This is a genomic window from Streptomyces sp. NPDC107654 (genome assembly GCF_055639035.1).
Window position 1 is genome coordinate 161463 of sequence record NZ_JBVKBI010000002.1, and the last position, 16021, is coordinate 177483.

Consider the following 16021-nt stretch of genomic DNA (forward strand, 5'->3'; position numbering starts at 1 on the left):
CTTTTCCCCCTAGTCACGGAATATTTCCCCCGTATCACCTCAATCGCAATGTGTTAGACGGACTCCTGGGGCAAGCGGTTGCCCGGCGGGAGGCAAAGAGTGGTGCGCCTCACAGCGGAGCCCTGATTGAGGCGGCACGGAGCACGAAGAGGGCCCCCGAGGAGGTCCTCGGGGGCCCGGTGATCACGCTGGGACGGTCAGCCGGCGTTCACGCCGTCCGTCTCCCCGGCCGTCGCGGTGCGCTGGCCCGGGACCGCGTTGGTCAGCTCGGCCGCCTCGGCGGGATCGGCGTTCGCCGCGCCCAGCCGGGACTGCTGGCCGACGTTGCGGGCCTCGGCCTTCAGGGCGAGGTCGGCGACCGCGCCGTTGAACTGGTCGATCGACTTCGGCTCGTCCGGGCCGAGCAGGTACTGCTTCAGCTCCTTGCGCGCGTCCGCGAGCGGGTCGGCGGACGGGTCGCGCACGGCGTCCAGCAGCCCGCCCAGCTCGGCGGCGCTGTTGGAGAGGATCACCGCGGCGCGCACGGCCGTGTTCTGCCGCTTGAACTCCTCGGCACCCAGCTCGCCGGAGTCGGTGACGGCGTACGGCTTGCCGCTCGCGATGAAGTCGGAGACGACGGAGGAGATGTCGGAGACCATCGCGTCGGAGACGTTGAAGCAGTCGTACAGCCGCGGCTGGGCGCCGGTGATGACGCGGTGCTCGTACGAGGGGAAGGAGCGCCAGTAGGCGTCGTTCCACTCGGCGCGCAGCCGGGCGATCTCCTCGTGCCGGTGCACGTCCACGATGCCGTCGCGGGTGGCCTCGGCCTCGTCGCCCTTGCTGCCGCCGGCGCCGGCCAGCTCGGCGAGCCGGGCCTCGATGCGGGCCAGCTCGGCCTTGGCCTGGGCCTGCGCGGCGGTGTCGGCGGTGAACCGGGAGTCGGCGGCGCGCTCGGCGGCGGCCTTCTCGACCAGGGCGGTGATGCGCTGGTGGGCGGCCTTGGCGTCCTTGCTGACGGTGCCGGTGAACGGGTGCGGCTTGTACAGGACGCGGACCGGCGGATCGGCCGTGACCAGCTTCGTCACGATGTTCTCGCCGGCGAGCACGATCGAGGTGTTGCCCGGGTTGCCGTCCCAGCCCTCCCAGGTGGGCGCGTACAGCACGGTCGGGACGCGCCCCTCGGGCACGCCCTGCCAGCTCTGGATGGGGGCGAGCTGGGGGCGGCCGACCTCCACGATGTCGTCGTCGCGGACGCCGACGTCGGCGATGGCGTAGCGGTCGCGTCCGGCCCGGCCGGCGGTCCACACCTCGTCGTAGACCTTGCTGTACGGGTTGACGCTGGCGAGCTTGTCGCTGTCGCCGTGGCCGATGAAGACGTGCTTCATGGTGGGCACGCGCAGCAGGTGGATGTTCTTGCCGACGTTGGCCGCGTAGAGGGCGACCCGCACGGTGGACAGGTCCAGGTTCATCAGGTGCACCCCACCGGGCACGCAGATGACGGGGACCGTGGTGGGCGCGAGGTTGTTCAGGATGACCCGCTCGCGGAGGATGATCAGCGGCCGGGTGTCCAGCTGCTCCATCGTCTCCAGCCACATGTTGACCTGGTACGCGGAGTCCTTGGAGCCGGAGAAGTACAGGACCGTCTCGGGCTTGTAGGCGGCCAGCCAGTCGTCGACGGCGGCGAGGACGACGTCGGCCTTCGGCGGGACACGCCGGCCGCGCACGTACGGCAGGAGGCGCAGGATGTAGCCCACGCCCCCGCCGACGGTGAGACCGATGCCGAGGAAGCCGAAGCCGGCCGACCCCAGTTCGGCGGAGACGAGGATGCCGGCGACCGCGAACAGGTCGAGGTGCAGCATCTTCTCCGCGGAGCGGTGCAGCAGCCCGCGCGGCGGGGCGTCCGGGATGCGGATGCGGGACTTCAGGTCGATGTTGCGGGTGGCGACCGGCATCCGGCGGCGGTTGCGGATGAGGGTGACCAGGGCACCGTGCGGGGCCTGGAGGCCGTAGAAGGCGATGAAGCAGGCGACCGCGCCGTAGAAGAGCAGGTCGTCCGAGAGGGACAGCCGGGCCAGCAGCAGGATCAGCAGCAGTTGCCGGATCAGGAAGCGGATCGACAGGCCCGCGCGGACCTTGCTGAGGCGGTTGATCAGGTAGCTGCCCTTGCGGTGCAGATAGTGATCCGCCAGGTACGTCACGGCGGCCAGGGCCGCGAAGGCGGGAACGCTCGGGACGAGCGCGGCCAGCATGAGCGCGGGGAAGCCCAGCATCACGAGGGCCGCCGCGGCAAGCTCGGCCGCGCTGCCCACCCGGGCGACGCGAATAGCGGTGGATATCACGGAGAAACCTGCTCTGGGAGGGGGGAGTGCCGGTTTTGTACAGGTATGCCGGGAGGGACCGGTAATTGGGTGAGGTACGGATACAGGCCTCTGCGAATACCCGGTGAACGGGTGCCCGCAGAGGCCTGAATTCCCAAAGTCTTAATTACCTCTGATTATTACACGCCGTCCTGACGGTCCAGCACGGTGGCCAGCGCCTGTTCAAAGCCGGAGGCCTTCGCGGCGCCCGCGGTCGGGTCCTGCTGGCGGACGTCGATGACGTGCCCGGTCAGCTCCGACAGCAGCACGTCCAGGGAGGTGCGGGCCACGGCCTCGGAGGACAGCAGGCTGCCCGCGGGCTCCTGGCCGAAGGCCTTGGTGCGCATCGGGGTGGCGGTGCGCTCGGGGTTGATGCAGTTGACGCGGATGCCGTCGCCTGCCCACTCGTCGGACAGCGCCTGGGTGAGGTTCACCATGGCGGCCTTGGTGGAGGAGTACAGGGAGTACTCGGCGCGACCGCGGGTGTAGCTGCTGGAGGTGTAGAGCAGCAGCTGGCCGTTGGTCTCCGCCAGGTACTTGTAGGAGGAGCGGGCGATCTGCACCGGGGCCAGGTAGTTGACCTTCAGCGCCTCCTCGATGGTGGCGTTGTCGGTCTCGGCGAGCTTGCCGATGCGCAGCACGCCCGCGGTGTTGACGACGTAGTCGATCCGGCCGGTCTCGGCGTACGCCTTGGAGAGCGCGTCGTCGACCTCCTCCGGGTTCTCCACGTGGGTGCCGGTGGTGGAGCGGCCGAGCGCGTACACGTTCGCGCCGTAGGACCCGGCGAGTTCGGCGATGTCCTTGCCGATGCCGTAGGAGCCCCCGAAGATGACGACGGTCTTGCCGGTGAGGAGTTCGCGGTAGGCCTCCTCGCCGTTCTGCTCGGGCGCGGCGGTGGAGGCGAGCTGGAACAGCTTGTCGGCGATGAAGACGTCGACCGGCTGGGTCACCTTCATGTTGTACTCGTCGCCCGCGACGACGTGGATCGGCACGTCCGGCAGGTACTTGAGGACCACCGAGCAGTCGTCCGTGGCCTGGAAGTTGGGGTCGCCGGAGGCGACCTCGTAGGCGCGGCGGATGGTGGACAGCTTGAAGGCCTGCGGGGTCTGGCCGCGGCGCAGCCGGGAGCGGTCCGGGATCTCGGTGATGAACTCGCCGTCCCCGCCGTGCGTGCGCGTGACGATGATGGTGTCCGCGGACGGGATGGCGACGTCGACGGCCTGGTAGCGGTCCAGCGCGGCCACGCAGTCGTCGATGACGCGCTGCGAGAGCAGGGGGCGTACGGCGTCGTGGAAGAGGACGTTGACGTCCTCGCCCTCGGCCAGGCCCTCGCCGAGGGCGGCGATGGCGCGCTCGGTGGTCTCGTTCCGCGTCGAGCCGCCCTCGATGATCTTCTTCACCTTGGTGAAGCCCGCCTTGGCGACGATCTTCTCGATGTCCGGCACGTAGCCCGGGGCCATCAGCACGATGATGTCGTCGATCGAGTCGGCGTTCTCGAAGGTGGTCAGGGTGTGCTCGATGACTGCCTTGCCGGCGATCTTCAGCAGCTGCTTGGGGATCGACAGACCCACCCGCTGACCGGTGCCACCGGCCAGGATCACTGCGGTGGTACGGGGCTTGGCTATGTGCTGGGACACAGGTGACCTACCTTGGGGCGACAGGGAACCGTGAAATGGTCCCACTTCCGGTAACCGCAGTGCAAGGTGAGTGACCTTCGCTGCATATGTGCGCGCTACCTGTCATTCACCTTGCACTCCTGGTGATTGGCGGCGGGCACTGTGAACGCCCGTGAATTTGCTGTGAGTAACTCCACAGGTACCCGCGAACGAGGGGTTCAGTGGCGCCTCGGCCGCCTCGGGCAACGGTGCCGGAGGGCCCGTACCGGCGCCGGGTCACCGAGGGCACGGGCGGCCGGCACGCCGATCCGCCGGGCCGTCTCCGCGCCGGTCGCGCAGGCCTCCTCCACCGCCCAGCGGGGGGCCGGGGTCTTCACGTCCCGGGACAGGGACCGCACGCGTTCTTCATATGCGGCACGGCTCCGCCCCGCGCAGGGCGGGAATACGGGGCGTCGGGGAGGCCATTGCCGCGGAATTCGACATTGAGGTTCCGTAGCATTTCGGTCTCGGCCAGGGTGCGCCGACCGATTCGCGGTGTCCGGAACCGGCCGCAGGAGATTCCCGGGCAGCCCGGGCGGCGTCCCGAAGGCACGCGTCAGCCCGCCCCGGTCGCGGTCGCCCCCCGCTCGCGGTCGTCCTGGTGTGGCGCGGGTCACCGTGGCGTGGTGCCGCCTGGTCTCAGGCGGCGAGGAGCCCGGGACCCGTCCGGGTCCCGGGCTCGTACGGAGCGTCACACCAGGCGGACGCCCGGTTCGTCCGACTCCACCCGCAGCCGGGCCAGGGTGCTCGCCGTCGCCTGGGGCTTCAGCACCGTGTCGACGGCCCGGACCCGGGCGTCGATGCCGTCGCGGCGGATGTCGAACAGGTGGTAGCCGCGGTGGGCGTCGATGAACTTCCAGTGCGGGTTGTCCGCCATCAGCGGGTCCCACTGCCGGTGGAAGGCGTCCTGGTCCTGGTCGCCGCTGCTGGAGATGGACGTGCCGACGAACTCGGCGCCGACCACGTCGGAGTCGGGGTCGGCGTAGTCCGTCCTGAGGTCGCTGATCATCGTCAGGTGGCGGTCGCCGCTGAGCACGACCGGGTTGCGGATGTCGGCGAACTCCTCCAGGAGGGCGTTGCGTTCGACCTGGTAGCCGTCCCAGGCGTCGTAGTACCAGAGCTTGCCGTCACCGGGCAGCAGGTCGGTCTCGGCCATCATGATCTGCGAGGCGACGAGGTTCCAGCGGGCCGGGGAGTCGTACAGCCCGTCGAGCAGCCACTGCTTCTGCTCGGCGCCGAGCATGGTCATCGAGGGCGACTCGGCGCCCTCCTGCGTGGTGGCCTGGTCGCTGCGGTACTGCCGGGTGTCGAGGACGTTGAGCCGGGCCAGCCGGCCGAACTCCAGCCGGCGGTACATCTGGATGTGCGGGCCCGTGGGGACCGCGGTGGCGCGCACCGGCATGTGCTCGTAGTACGCCTGGAAGGCCGCGGTCAGCCGGGCCACGAACTTGTCGTGCGGCTGCTTGTCCGGGTCCTGCGGGATCTCGCCGGCCCAGTCGTTGTCCACCTCGTGGTCGTCGAAGGTGACGACCCAGGGGGCGTTCGCCTGCATCGCGGCGAGGTCGGGATCGGTCTTGTACTGGGCGTACCGGTTTCGGTACTGCGCGAGGGTGTACGGCTCGCCCTTGCCCTCGTGCCGCCGTACGGCCGTCGCCGAGGGCGCGGACTCGTAGATGTAGTCGCCGACGAAGAGCACGACGTCGGGGTCCTGGGCGAGCATGTCGGCGTATGGCGTGAAGTAGCCGTGCTGCCAGTTCTGGCAGGAGGCGAGGGCGACGCGCAGCGAGCCGCCCCGCTGGTGCGGGTGGGGCGCGGTACGGGTGCGGCCGGTGGGCGAGAGCTGGGTGCCGGCCCGGAAGCGGTACCAGTACGGGCGGTCCGGGCGCAGACCGCGGACGTCCACGTGGACGCTGTGGCCGAGTTCCGGGCGGGCCTCGGCGGTGCCGCGGCGGGCGGTACGGCGGAACCGCTCGTCCTCGGCGATCTCCCACTCCACGGGGAAGACCGCGTCGGGCATGCCACCGCCGTTCAGCGGGTCGGGCGCGAGTCTGGTCCACAGGACGATGCCGTCCGGCAGCGGATCGCCGGAGGCCACGCCGAGGGTGAACACCCCGTCGGGCAGCGGGGTTTCGGCGGCGCGCGCGGTGCCGGGCAGCCACAACTGGGCGGAGGCCGCGGCGCCGAGGACGGCGGCCCCGACGGTCAGAAAGCGGCGGCGGTCGGGCGATGGTGCGGTCATGCGCTGACTCCCTTTGCCACAGTGGCCACTTGGACAGGTGGGACGGACATGCGGAAGTTCCCATGGCCGGACGGTCCGCCTGCTGAACCGCGCACATCGCGGGCATGACAAGTAGGGAGACAACAGGAGACGCGTTACGGCACGAGAACACCGTGACGCCGCACGGGATCTGACGGTAGGTCGGAATGCGTCCTACCGCACGAACCCGGAACCCCGTGCCGTTCCTGAGCGGTGGTCGGGCGCCGTGACCCATGTCGAGGGCGGAGACACGAGGGCGTAAAAAAGGCGGCACGCGGCGGACCGTGGTCCGCCGCGTGCCGCACCGTGGGATGCGGTCGGCCCTTCACGTGAACGGGCCGACGCGACGCCCTACTCGAACGGGTCGAACTCGTCGTACTCGCGCAGCGACTCGTCCCGCTCCGCCTGCTTGTCCCGTCGGCGCTGGGCCGCGGGCCGCGGCTCGTCGAAGCGGTGGTCCTCGCCACGGCGGCCGAGCATCTCCGCGCCGGACATGACCGTCGGCTCCCAGTCGAAGACGACCGCGTTCTCCTCGGGGCCGATGGCGACGCCGTCACCCGCGCGGGCGCCCGCCTTCATCAGCGACTCCTCCACACCGAGGCGGTTGAGCCGGTCGGCGAGGTAGCCCACGGCCTCGTCGTTGTTGAAGTCGGTCTGGCGGACCCAGCGCTCGGGCTTCTCACCGCGCACCCGGAACAGCGGCTCCCCGCCGACCTCCTCGCGCACGACGGTGAAGCCGGCGTCGTCCACGGCCTTGGGCCGGATGACGATCCGGGTCGCCTCCTCCTTCGGCTTGGCGGCGCGCGCCCGGCCGACCAGGTCGCCGAGGGCGAAGGACAGCTCGCGCAGCCCGATGTGCGCCACGGCCGACACCTCGAAGACCCGGTAGCCGCGGGCCTCCAGGTCGGGGCGGACCATCTCGGCGAGGTCCTTGCCGTCCGGCACGTCCACCTTGTTCAGGACGACGATCCGGGGCCGGTTGTCCAGACCGCCGTACTGCCGCAGCTCCTCCTCGATGATGTCGAGGTCGGAGACCGGGTCGCGGTCGGACTCCAGGGTGGCGGTGTCCAGCACGTGCACCAGCACGCTGCACCGCTCCACGTGCCGCAGGAACTCGAGGCCCAGACCGCGGCCCTGGCTGGCGCCGGGGATGAGGCCGGGCACGTCGGCGATCGTGTAGACGGTGGAACCGGCGGTCACCACGCCCAGGTTCGGGACCAGCGTGGTGAACGGGTAGTCGGCGATCTTCGGCTTGGCCGCGCTGAGCACGGAGATCAGCGAGGACTTGCCGGCGCTCGGGTAGCCGACGAGGGCCACGTCCGCGACCGTCTTCAGCTCCAGGACGATGTCCTGGAGGTCACCGGGCTCGCCGAGCAGCGCGAAGCCGGGAGCCTTGCGGCGGGCGGAGGCCAGCGCCGCGTTGCCGAGGCCGCCGCGGCCGCCCTGCGCGGCGACGTAGGAGGTGCCGTGGCCGACCAGGTCGGCGAGCACGTTGCCCGCCTTGTCCAGGACGACCGTGCCGTCCGGCACCGGCAGGACCAGGTCCTGGCCGTCCTTGCCGGAGCGGTTGCCGCCCTCGCCGGGCTTGCCGTTGGTGGCCTTGCGGTGCGGGGAGTGGTGGTATTCGAGGAGCGTCGTGACCGACTGGTCGACGGTCAGGATGACGTCGCCGCCGCGGCCGCCGTTGCCGCCGTCGGGGCCGCCGAGCGGCTTGAACTTCTCACGGTGGACGGAGGCACAGCCGTGGCCTCCGTTACCCGCGGCGACGTGCAGTTCGACGCGGTCCACGAAGGTGGTCATGGTGGGGTGCCTCCAGAAAGATGACGGGTTCTACCTGTGTTAACACGCGAAAGGCGGACCCGCCTTCCCGACCGGGAAGTGAGGTCCGCCTCGCGAAAGCGTTCGGTGCTGAATCAGGCGATCAGACGATCAGACGATTCAGGCGACCGGAACGATGTTCACGACCTTGCGGCCACGGTGGGTACCGAACTCCACCGCACCGGCCTGCAGGGCGAACAGCGTGTCGTCGCCGCCACGGCCGACACCGGCGCCGGGGTGGAAGTGGGTGCCGCGCTGGCGGACCAGGATCTCACCAGCGTTCACGACCTGACCGCCGAAGCGCTTCACGCCGAGCCGCTGGGCGTTGGAGTCGCGACCGTTCCGGGTGGACGATGCGCCCTTCTTGTGTGCCATGTCTCCTCAGTCCCTTACTTCGCAGCCGTGGGGATCGACGTGACCTTGATCGCCGTGTACTGCTGGCGGTGGCCCTGCCGACGGCGGTAGCCGGTCTTGTTCTTGTAGCGCAGAATGTCGATCTTCTGGCCCTTGTGGTGGTCCACGACCTCGGCCTGGACCTTGATGCCGGCCAGCACCCACGGGTCGCTGGTCACGGAGTCGCCGTCGACAACGAGCAGGGTCGAGAGCTCGACCGTGTCGCCAACCTTGGCAGTGGAAATCTTGTCAACCTCAACGATGTCGCCGACAGCAACCTTGTGCTGGCGACCACCGCTGCGCACGATGGCGTACACGCGGATCTCACTTTCGCTCGAAGAAACGGCACCCCCGCAGGCCAGTCACCCGGGAACACCACGGGCGACCTCTCCCGGCCCGCCTTGCGCCCGGGAGGAAGAGGTTTACGGGGATGTGGCGTGTCAGTGGACACGCCGACGGTCAAGGTTACGGGGCCACGACCGAGGGGGTCAAACCGGGCCCCATGGGTGTGCGGCCGGTCACTCGAACCCGCCCCACGAGATGTGCGGTCAGTTACTCGAACCAGCCCCACGAGATGTGCGGTCAGTCACTCGAACCAGCCCCACGAGATTGCGGCCGGTCAGTGCTCCCGGCCCCACCGGTGCGCGGCCGGTCGCGTGGACCGGCCGCACACCGCGGGCGTCAGCCCTCGTCGTCGGCGGTGGAGACCGTGGTGGTCTTCTTCGCCGTCGACTTCACGGCGGCCGTCTTGGCGGTCTTCGTCGCCTTCTTGGCCGTCGTCTTCTTGGCGGCCGTCTTCTTGGCCGCGGTCTTCTTGGCGGCCGTCTTCTTCGCCGCGGTCTTCTTGGCCGCCGTCTTGCGGGCCGCCTTCTTGGCCGGAGCCGTCGCCTCGGCGACCTCCTCGCCCGCCGGGGCCTCCGCAGCCGGGGTCTGCGCCACGGGAGCCTCGGCGTCGGGGGTCTCCTCCGTCGCCGGGGCCGACGGGACGACCACGACGGCCGCCTCCTCGGACGCGGTCGGCGCGGTGGCCTTGCGCACCGCACGGCGGCGCGGGCGGGCCGGAGCGGCGGCAGCCTCGGCCTCCGCCGGCTTCCCGGCCGGGGCCTCGGCGACCGGCGCGGCCTGCTCCGCCGGCGCCTCGGCCACGGGGGCCTCGGCAGCGGGAGCCTCGGCGGCCGGCGTGGCCTCCGGCACCGTCACCACGGCCGCCTCGGCACCCGCGGGAGCACCGGCCGGGGCCGACGCCTTCCGGGTCGCCCGACGGCGCGTACGGCCCTTGGGCGCGGCCTCCTCGGCGGCGGGGGACTCGGCCTGCGGCGCCGGAACCACCTGGTCCTCGACGGCGACGGGCTCGGCCAGCGCCTCGGCGGCCGGCTCCGGCCGCACCGGACGCGCGGCTGCCTCCTCGGCCGTGACGTCCTGGGCGGTCGGAACCTCGGCCGGAACCTCGGCCTCGGCGGCCTGGTCGGCCTCCGCGGCCCGCTCCGCCCTGGAAGCCCGCTCGGCCCGGGGGGCCCGCTCGGCCTTCTCCGCCTTCGGCGCGCCCGCCGGAGCCGACGCACGGCGGCTCGCCCGGCGCCGCGTACGGCCACGGCCGGCCGCCGCCTCCGCCTCGGCGACGCTGCTGTACAGCTCCTCGTCCGGCGCGAACTCCGGCGCGGGCAGGGCCACCGGGGTGGCGGCCTCGGCGGCCACCTCCGCGGCGGTCTCCACCTCGGGCTCGACGGCCTCACCGGTCTCCACGGCCACGGCGGCGGTCTCGTGCACGTGCTCGTGCACGGGCTCCGGCGCCTCGGCACCCCGGCCGCGCTTCTTGCGCTTGCCGCCGCCTCCGTTGGCGGTGGCCTGGTCGATGTGGACGATGACACCGCGGCCGTTGCAGTGGACGCAGGTCTCGGAGAAGGACTCCAGCAGGCCCTGGCCGACCCGCTTGCGGGTCATCTGCACCAGGCCCAGCGAGGTCACCTCGGCCACCTGGTGCTTCGTACGGTCGCGGCCCAGGCACTCCAGCAGGCGGCGCAGCACCAGGTCGCGGTTGGACTCCAGGACCATGTCGATGAAGTCGATCACGATGATGCCGCCGAGGTCGCGCAGCCGCAGCTGGCGCACGATCTCCTCGGCCGCCTCCAGGTTGTTCCTGGTGACCGTCTCCTCCAGGTTGCCGCCCTGGCCTGTGAACTTGCCGGTGTTGACGTCGATGACGACCATCGCCTCGGTCCGGTCGATCACCAGCGAACCGCCGCTGGGCAGCCAGACCTTGCGGTCCAGCGCCTTGGCGAGCTGCTCGTCGATCCGGTAGGTGGCGAAGACGTCGACCTCGCTGGTCCACCTCGACAGCCGGCCGGCCAGGTCGGGGGCGACGTGCGACACGTACCCGTGGATCGTCTGCCAGGCCTCGTCACCGCTGACGATGACCTTCGAGAAGTCCTCGTTGAAGATGTCCCGCACGACCCGGACGGTCATGTCCGGCTCGCCGTACAGCAGCGTCGGGGCGTTGCCGCCGTTCTTGGCCTTCTTCTGGATCTCCTCCCACTGCGCCTGCAGCCGCTCGACGTCCCGGCGCAGCTCGTCCTCGCTCGCGCCCTCGGCGGCGGTGCGCACGATCACGCCCGCGTCCTCGGGGACGATCTTCTTGAGGATGGTCTTCAGCCGGGCCCGCTCGGTGTCGGGCAGCTTGCGGCTGATGCCGGTCATCGAGCCCTCGGGGACGTACACGAGGTAGCGGCCCGGCAGGGAGACCTGGCTGGTCAGACGCGCGCCCTTGTGCCCGATCGGGTCCTTCGTGACCTGCACGAGGACGGACTGGCCGGACTTCAGGGCGGACTCGATGCGGCGCGGTCCGTTGGCCATGCCGAGCGCCTCGAAGTTCACCTCACCGGCGTACAGCACCGCGTTGCGGCCCTTGCCGATGTCGATGAAGGCGGCCTCCATCGAGGGCAGCACGTTCTGGACCTTGCCCAGGTAGACGTTGCCGACGTACGAGGTGGACTGCTCCTTGTTGACGTAGTGCTCGACGAGCACGCCGTCCTCCAGGACGCCGATCTGCGTACGGTCGCCGTGCTGACGGACCACCATCACGCGCTCGACGGCCTCACGGCGGGCCAGGAACTCGGCCTCGGTGATGATCGGGACGCGTCGGCGCCCCTGCTCACGGCCTTCCCGGCGGCGCTGCTTCTTGGCCTCCAGTCGGGTCGAGCCCTTGATGGACTGCACCTCGTCGGACGGCTCGCTGGGCTTGCGCGGCTCGCGGACCTTGACGACCGTGCGCTCGGGGTCGTCGGCGGTCGGCTCGGCGTCGGTGGCGCTGTCACCGGCCCGGCGACGGCGGCGACGACGGCGCCGGCTGCCGGCGGTGGAGGCGCCGCCCTCCTCGCCGCGGGCGTCCTCGGCGTCCTCGTCCTCCTGCTCGGCGGTGTCCTCGGCGTCCTGCGCGGCCTGCTCGGCGGCCAGTTCCTCGGCGTCGGCGTCCACGCCCTCGCCGGACTCGCCCTCGGCCGCGTCACCGCGCCGGCGACGGCGTCCGCCACGGCGGCGGCGACGGCGCGAGCCGGACTCCTCGTAGCCCTCGGCGCCCTCGGTCTCGTCGCCGTCCTCGCCCTCGGCGAGGTCGTCGGCGGACTCGGGGGCCTCCTCGGCCTCCTCCTCGTCCTCGGCGGCGGCCTCGACCGGCCGGGTCTCCTCGGCGGGTGCGCCACGGCGGCGACGGCGCCGGCGGCCACCGGTCTCGGCACGCTCCTCGGCGTACTCCTCCGGCTCCTCCACCTCGGCTGCCCCGGCGGCGGCCTCGGCGGCGGCCCGCTCCGGGGTCTGGAACTTGGGCTCGGCGAAGACCGGCGGCTGGAAGACGGCCACGGCGGGACGGGCGGGCCGGCGCGGGGTCTCGCCCTCTGCGGACTCGGCGGTCCGCGGCGCGGCGAACCCGGACGCGGCCCGGACGACCCGGCGCCGGGCCCGGCGCGGCGCACCGGCCTCGGCGGCGGCCGGAGCCTGCGCGGCGTCCTGCGTGGCGGTGGCGGGCTCGGTGGTGTGCGTGGTCGCGGGGACCTCCGGGGTGTGGGTGGTCACCGCGGCCTCCTCGGTCTCGCCGGTCCGACCGGTCTGGCCGGTCTCGTCGGCTGCGGCTTCCTCGGCGGCGGGGGTGGCTGCGGGCGCGGTGGCCCGTCGGGTGGCACGGCGGCGCGCACGACGGGGAGCGGCCTCCTCGGCGGGAGCCTCCCCGGTCTCCGCGGCCTCCTCGGCAGCCGGAGCGGCCTGGGGCTCGGCGGCGGCAGCGGCCTGGGCCGGAGCCTCCTCGGCCTTCGCCTCGGCGGCTTCCTCGGCGCCGGAGGTGGCGGCGGCCGCGGTCACCCGGCGGGTGGCACGGCGGCGCGTACGACGCGGGGCGGCCTCCTCGGCGGGAGCCTCCCCGGTCTCCGCGGCCTCCTCGGCAGCCGGAGCGGCCTGGGGCTCGGCGGCGGCAGCGGCGGGAGCGGTCCGAGCGGCGGCCGGAGCCTCCTCGGCACCCTGCGGCGCACCGGCGGGCGCGGACGCCCGGCGCGTGGCACGGCGGCGCGGACGCCCGGCGGGAGCGGCCTCCTCGGCGGCAGGCGCCTCGGCGGCGGGAGCCTCGACGGCAGCGGTCTCGGCGGGCGCGGCGGCCGCTACGACCGTCTCGGCGGCCTCGGCGGCCTCGGCGGACGTCGGCGAACCGACGGGCGCCGACGCACGGCGGGCCGCGCGGCGACGCGGACGCGCGGCGGGAGCCGCCTCCTCGGCGGCGGGAGCCTCGGCGGCGGGCGCTTCCGGCGCGGGCGCCTCGGCGGCCGCACCGGTCTCGGCAGCGGCGGCGGTCGGCGCGGAGACACTGCGCGTGGCCCGGCGGCGGGTGCGGCGCGGTGCCGCCTCCTCACCGACGACAACCTCGCCGGCCTCCGGAACGACGGCCTTCTCCGGCTCGGCGGTCTCGGCGGCCGGTACGACCGTCTCGGCGGCCTCGGCGGACGTCGGCGAACCGACGGGCGCCGACGCACGGCGGGCCGCACGGCGACGCGGACGCGCGGCGGGAGCCGCCTCCTCGGCGGCAGGAGCCTCGGCCACGGCAGCCTCTTCGGTGCCCTGTGCCTCCGCGGCGTCCTCAGCTGCCTCAAGCGCCTCGGTGGATGCGGCGTCCTCGGTCACCTCGGCAACCTCGTCGGCCTCCGCGGCCGGTATGGCCGGCACGGTGACCTCCACGGGCGCCTCCGCGGCCGCGACCGGCGGGCCCGCCGGGCGGGAGGCGGCACGGCGACGCCTGCGCGGCGGCAGGGTGTCGCTCGGAGTGTTCGGTTCGGAACCCTGGGTGGGTTCGGTCGGTTCGAGCATGCGGGGGTTTCTCCCGTCAGGCTCCCGGGCGCCGCGCCTGGTCCGGCGGCGGTCTCAGGGGACCGTCCGCCGTTGACGTCCGCGGCCCGCGCGATGCGCGATGGCCGCCGTCCGGGGCGCGGGCGCCGCACGGGAGCACTCTGTGTCCTGTCTCGCCGGTTCCGTACGCCTTGTCGGTACGGCCTGGCGAAAGTCTTCTGGTCGGTGCGCTGCCCGACCCAGGTGGCTCCCGAGTACGAGGGCTGCGCTTACGACGTCCGTCCCTACGCGGGACCTTCCGGCGTCGGCGCCGTCGCGGCGGCGGCCGGCTGGGCCGTCAGGGCCCCGGCAGCCTCGCGGTCGGGCGCGAGCGGGTCGGTCACCGTGCCGGTCTCTTCATCGAACAGCCCCTGCGCCAGCCTGGTCACCGCTGCGGGGACCGGCGGCGCCAGGTCGGCCACGGCGCGGAGACCGGACAGGACGTCGTCGGGTCGTACGGCAGGCGTCACGTGCCGAACAACCAGCCGCAGTATCGCACAGGGCTGGTCGCTCGGCCTATCAGCCTGCGAACCGTGTGTTTCCGTTGTCTCCAGGCTCACCACGGCCGGACGGGCGTCGAAGGTGCGGACACCGTTCTTGGTCATCCGCTGCACCTCGACGGCGTCGGCCTTGGTGAAGGCCTCGACCGCGCGCTCGGCGTCGACCGGGTCGACACCGTCCAGCCGCAGCTCCCAGACGGAGGCCGTCAGCCGGTCGGCGAGGCCGGAGGTCCGCGCCTCGACCGCCTCGATGACGTCGAGCCCGGCGGGCAGCGACTCGTCGAGGAGGACTCGCAGGGTCTCCGGATCACGCGCTTCGGTGAGCGCGATCTCCAGGTACTCCGCCTCACTGCCCGTGCCGGTGGGTGCGGCATTGGCATACGACACCTTCGGATGCGGCGTGAACCCCGCCGAGTACGCCATGGGCACCTCGGCACGGCGCAGCGCCCGCTCGAAGGCGCGCTGGAAGTCTCGGTGGCTGGTGAACCTCAGGCGGCCGCGCTTGGTGTAGCGCAGTCGGATGCGCTGCACCGCTGGTGCGGGCGGCGGGCCCTCGGGCTGTCGCTTGCCCAGTGTCGTTCAGTCCTTCGTGAGAGCGGTCGTACTCCTACCAAGAGTACGTGTGTCGCGGCCCGGGAGTTCCCGCAGGTCCACCGCGGCCGGCTGCCGGGGCTCGCCGAAGAGCATGCGGCGGACGTCCGCGCGGGCCTGCCGCACGGTGTCCCGGGCCGCTGCCAGCGCCTCGCGCGCGACCCGGCCCACCGCGCGTGCGCCCGCGGCGACGGGCCGCAGGACGGCGTCCCGTACGACGTGTCCGGCCGGCGTGAGGACGGTCCGGTACACCCAGCGCACGGGCTCCACGAAGATCCACCGGAAGAGGGTGCCCAGAGCCCGTCCCACGGCCCGGGAGATCCGTCCGGCGATCCGCCAGGCGTGCCCGAGGGCCTCCCCCGCCTCCCGCGCGAGGACCGCGAGGAACCGGCCCACGGGCACGAGCACCCGGCGCCACAGTGCCAGCGGGGGCAGCACGAGCAGGACGCGGGCGGTCCAGTACAGGGCCAGTCCGGCACCGGTGACGAGCATCCCGAGCAGCCGTCCGACTCCCCGTGCGCACCAGGCGACGGCCCGGCCGACGGGCGCGAGGACCCAGGCGTACAGCCACCGCGCGGGCACCACGAGGAGGTACCGCGCCAGCCAGGCGACGGCCGTGTACACCCCCGTTCCGATGGCGGCCAGGACCAGGCCGACGCCCTTCAGCAGCCAGGTCAGCGCGTGTCCGGCCGGGGTGAGCACGCGCGCGTACACCCACGCGAAGCCGTGTCCGACGGGCGTGAGGACGTACCGGTGGAACCACACGGCCGGTACGACGACGAGGACCCTCCCGAGCCAGGCGAGCGCCATGCCGGCGGGGACCAGGACGTACCGCCACAGGCCCGCGAACGGCCAGACGAACACGGCCCTGCCGAGCCAGAGCAGCGCCCGCCCGACCGGCCGGAGGACGAAGTCCCGCAGCGCCCGCCCGAGTGGCCGGAAGACGGTGTCCCGCAGCACGCGCCCGGTGACGACGAGCGCGTCCCACACCATCCGCACCGGCACCACGAGCACGAGGACGACGATCCGCACCGGGATGCGGACGGCGGCGACGAGGCACCCATCGGGCTGCTGTGGCGGAGGTGGCGGTTTCTGCGGGTCCATACAGGGACA

At 72.6% G+C, this 16021-nt stretch carries 9 protein-coding genes; all 9 read right to left on the minus strand.

Annotation, left to right across the window (positions count from 1 at the left end; all coding sequences use genetic code 11):
* Positions 1-197: 197 nt before the first annotated feature.
* The gene (locus tag ACZ7N4_RS03855; protein WP_471354262.1) at positions 198-2288 is read right to left on the minus strand and encodes a hypothetical protein; all 2091 of its coding nucleotides are present in this window, start codon (positions 2286-2288) and stop codon (positions 198-200) included.
* 188 nt (positions 2289-2476) lie between these two features.
* Positions 2477-3973: a D-ribitol-5-phosphate cytidylyltransferase gene (locus tag ACZ7N4_RS03860; RefSeq protein WP_471353416.1), complete on the minus strand. Its 1497-nt coding sequence runs from the start codon at positions 3971-3973 to the stop codon at positions 2477-2479.
* 709 nt (positions 3974-4682) lie between these two features.
* Positions 4683-6230, minus strand: coding sequence for an alkaline phosphatase D family protein (locus ACZ7N4_RS03865; protein ID WP_471353418.1), 1548 nt, complete (start codon positions 6228-6230; stop codon positions 4683-4685).
* A 369-nt stretch (positions 6231-6599) separates the two neighbouring features.
* Positions 6600-8048 (minus strand): GTPase ObgE, encoded by a 1449-nt coding sequence (obgE, locus tag ACZ7N4_RS03870; protein ID WP_471353420.1) that lies wholly within the window; start codon positions 8046-8048, stop codon positions 6600-6602.
* 138 nt (positions 8049-8186) lie between these two features.
* Complete coding sequence (gene rpmA / locus ACZ7N4_RS03875) at positions 8187-8441, minus strand: 50S ribosomal protein L27 (protein WP_023550764.1); 255 nt, start codon at positions 8439-8441, stop codon at positions 8187-8189.
* Between the two features lie 14 nt (positions 8442-8455).
* Positions 8456-8776, minus strand: coding sequence for a 50S ribosomal protein L21 (rplU, locus tag ACZ7N4_RS03880; protein WP_028422127.1), 321 nt, complete (start codon positions 8774-8776; stop codon positions 8456-8458).
* A 364-nt stretch (positions 8777-9140) separates the two neighbouring features.
* Positions 9141-13799, minus strand: a complete 4659-nt coding sequence (locus tag ACZ7N4_RS03885; protein ID WP_471353423.1) for an Rne/Rng family ribonuclease — start codon at positions 13797-13799, stop codon at positions 9141-9143.
* 263 nt (positions 13800-14062) lie between these two features.
* A complete protein-coding gene (locus ACZ7N4_RS03890) occupies positions 14063-14848 on the minus strand; it encodes a TIGR03936 family radical SAM-associated protein (protein WP_471353425.1) in 786 nt (261 codons plus the stop codon).
* Between the two features lie 48 nt (positions 14849-14896).
* Positions 14897-16012: a hypothetical protein gene (locus ACZ7N4_RS03895; protein ID WP_471353427.1), complete on the minus strand. Its 1116-nt coding sequence runs from the start codon at positions 16010-16012 to the stop codon at positions 14897-14899.
* Positions 16013-16021: the final 9 nt, after the last annotated feature.

Coding starts and splice junctions, on each gene's coding strand:
- ACZ7N4_RS03865 (WP_471353418.1), bottom strand. CDS start 6,230: ATGACCGCACCATCGCCCGACCGCCGCCGCTTTCTGACCGTCGGGGCC.
- obgE (WP_471353420.1), bottom strand. CDS start 8,048: ATGACCACCTTCGTGGACCGCGTCGAACTGCACGTCGCCGCGGGTAAC.
- rpmA (WP_023550764.1), bottom strand. CDS start 8,441: ATGGCACACAAGAAGGGCGCATCGTCCACCCGGAACGGTCGCGACTCC.
- ACZ7N4_RS03885 (WP_471353423.1), bottom strand. CDS start 13,799: ATGCTCGAACCGACCGAACCCACCCAGGGTTCCGAACCGAACACTCCG.
- ACZ7N4_RS03895 (WP_471353427.1), bottom strand. CDS start 16,012: ATGGACCCGCAGAAACCGCCACCTCCGCCACAGCAGCCCGATGGGTGC.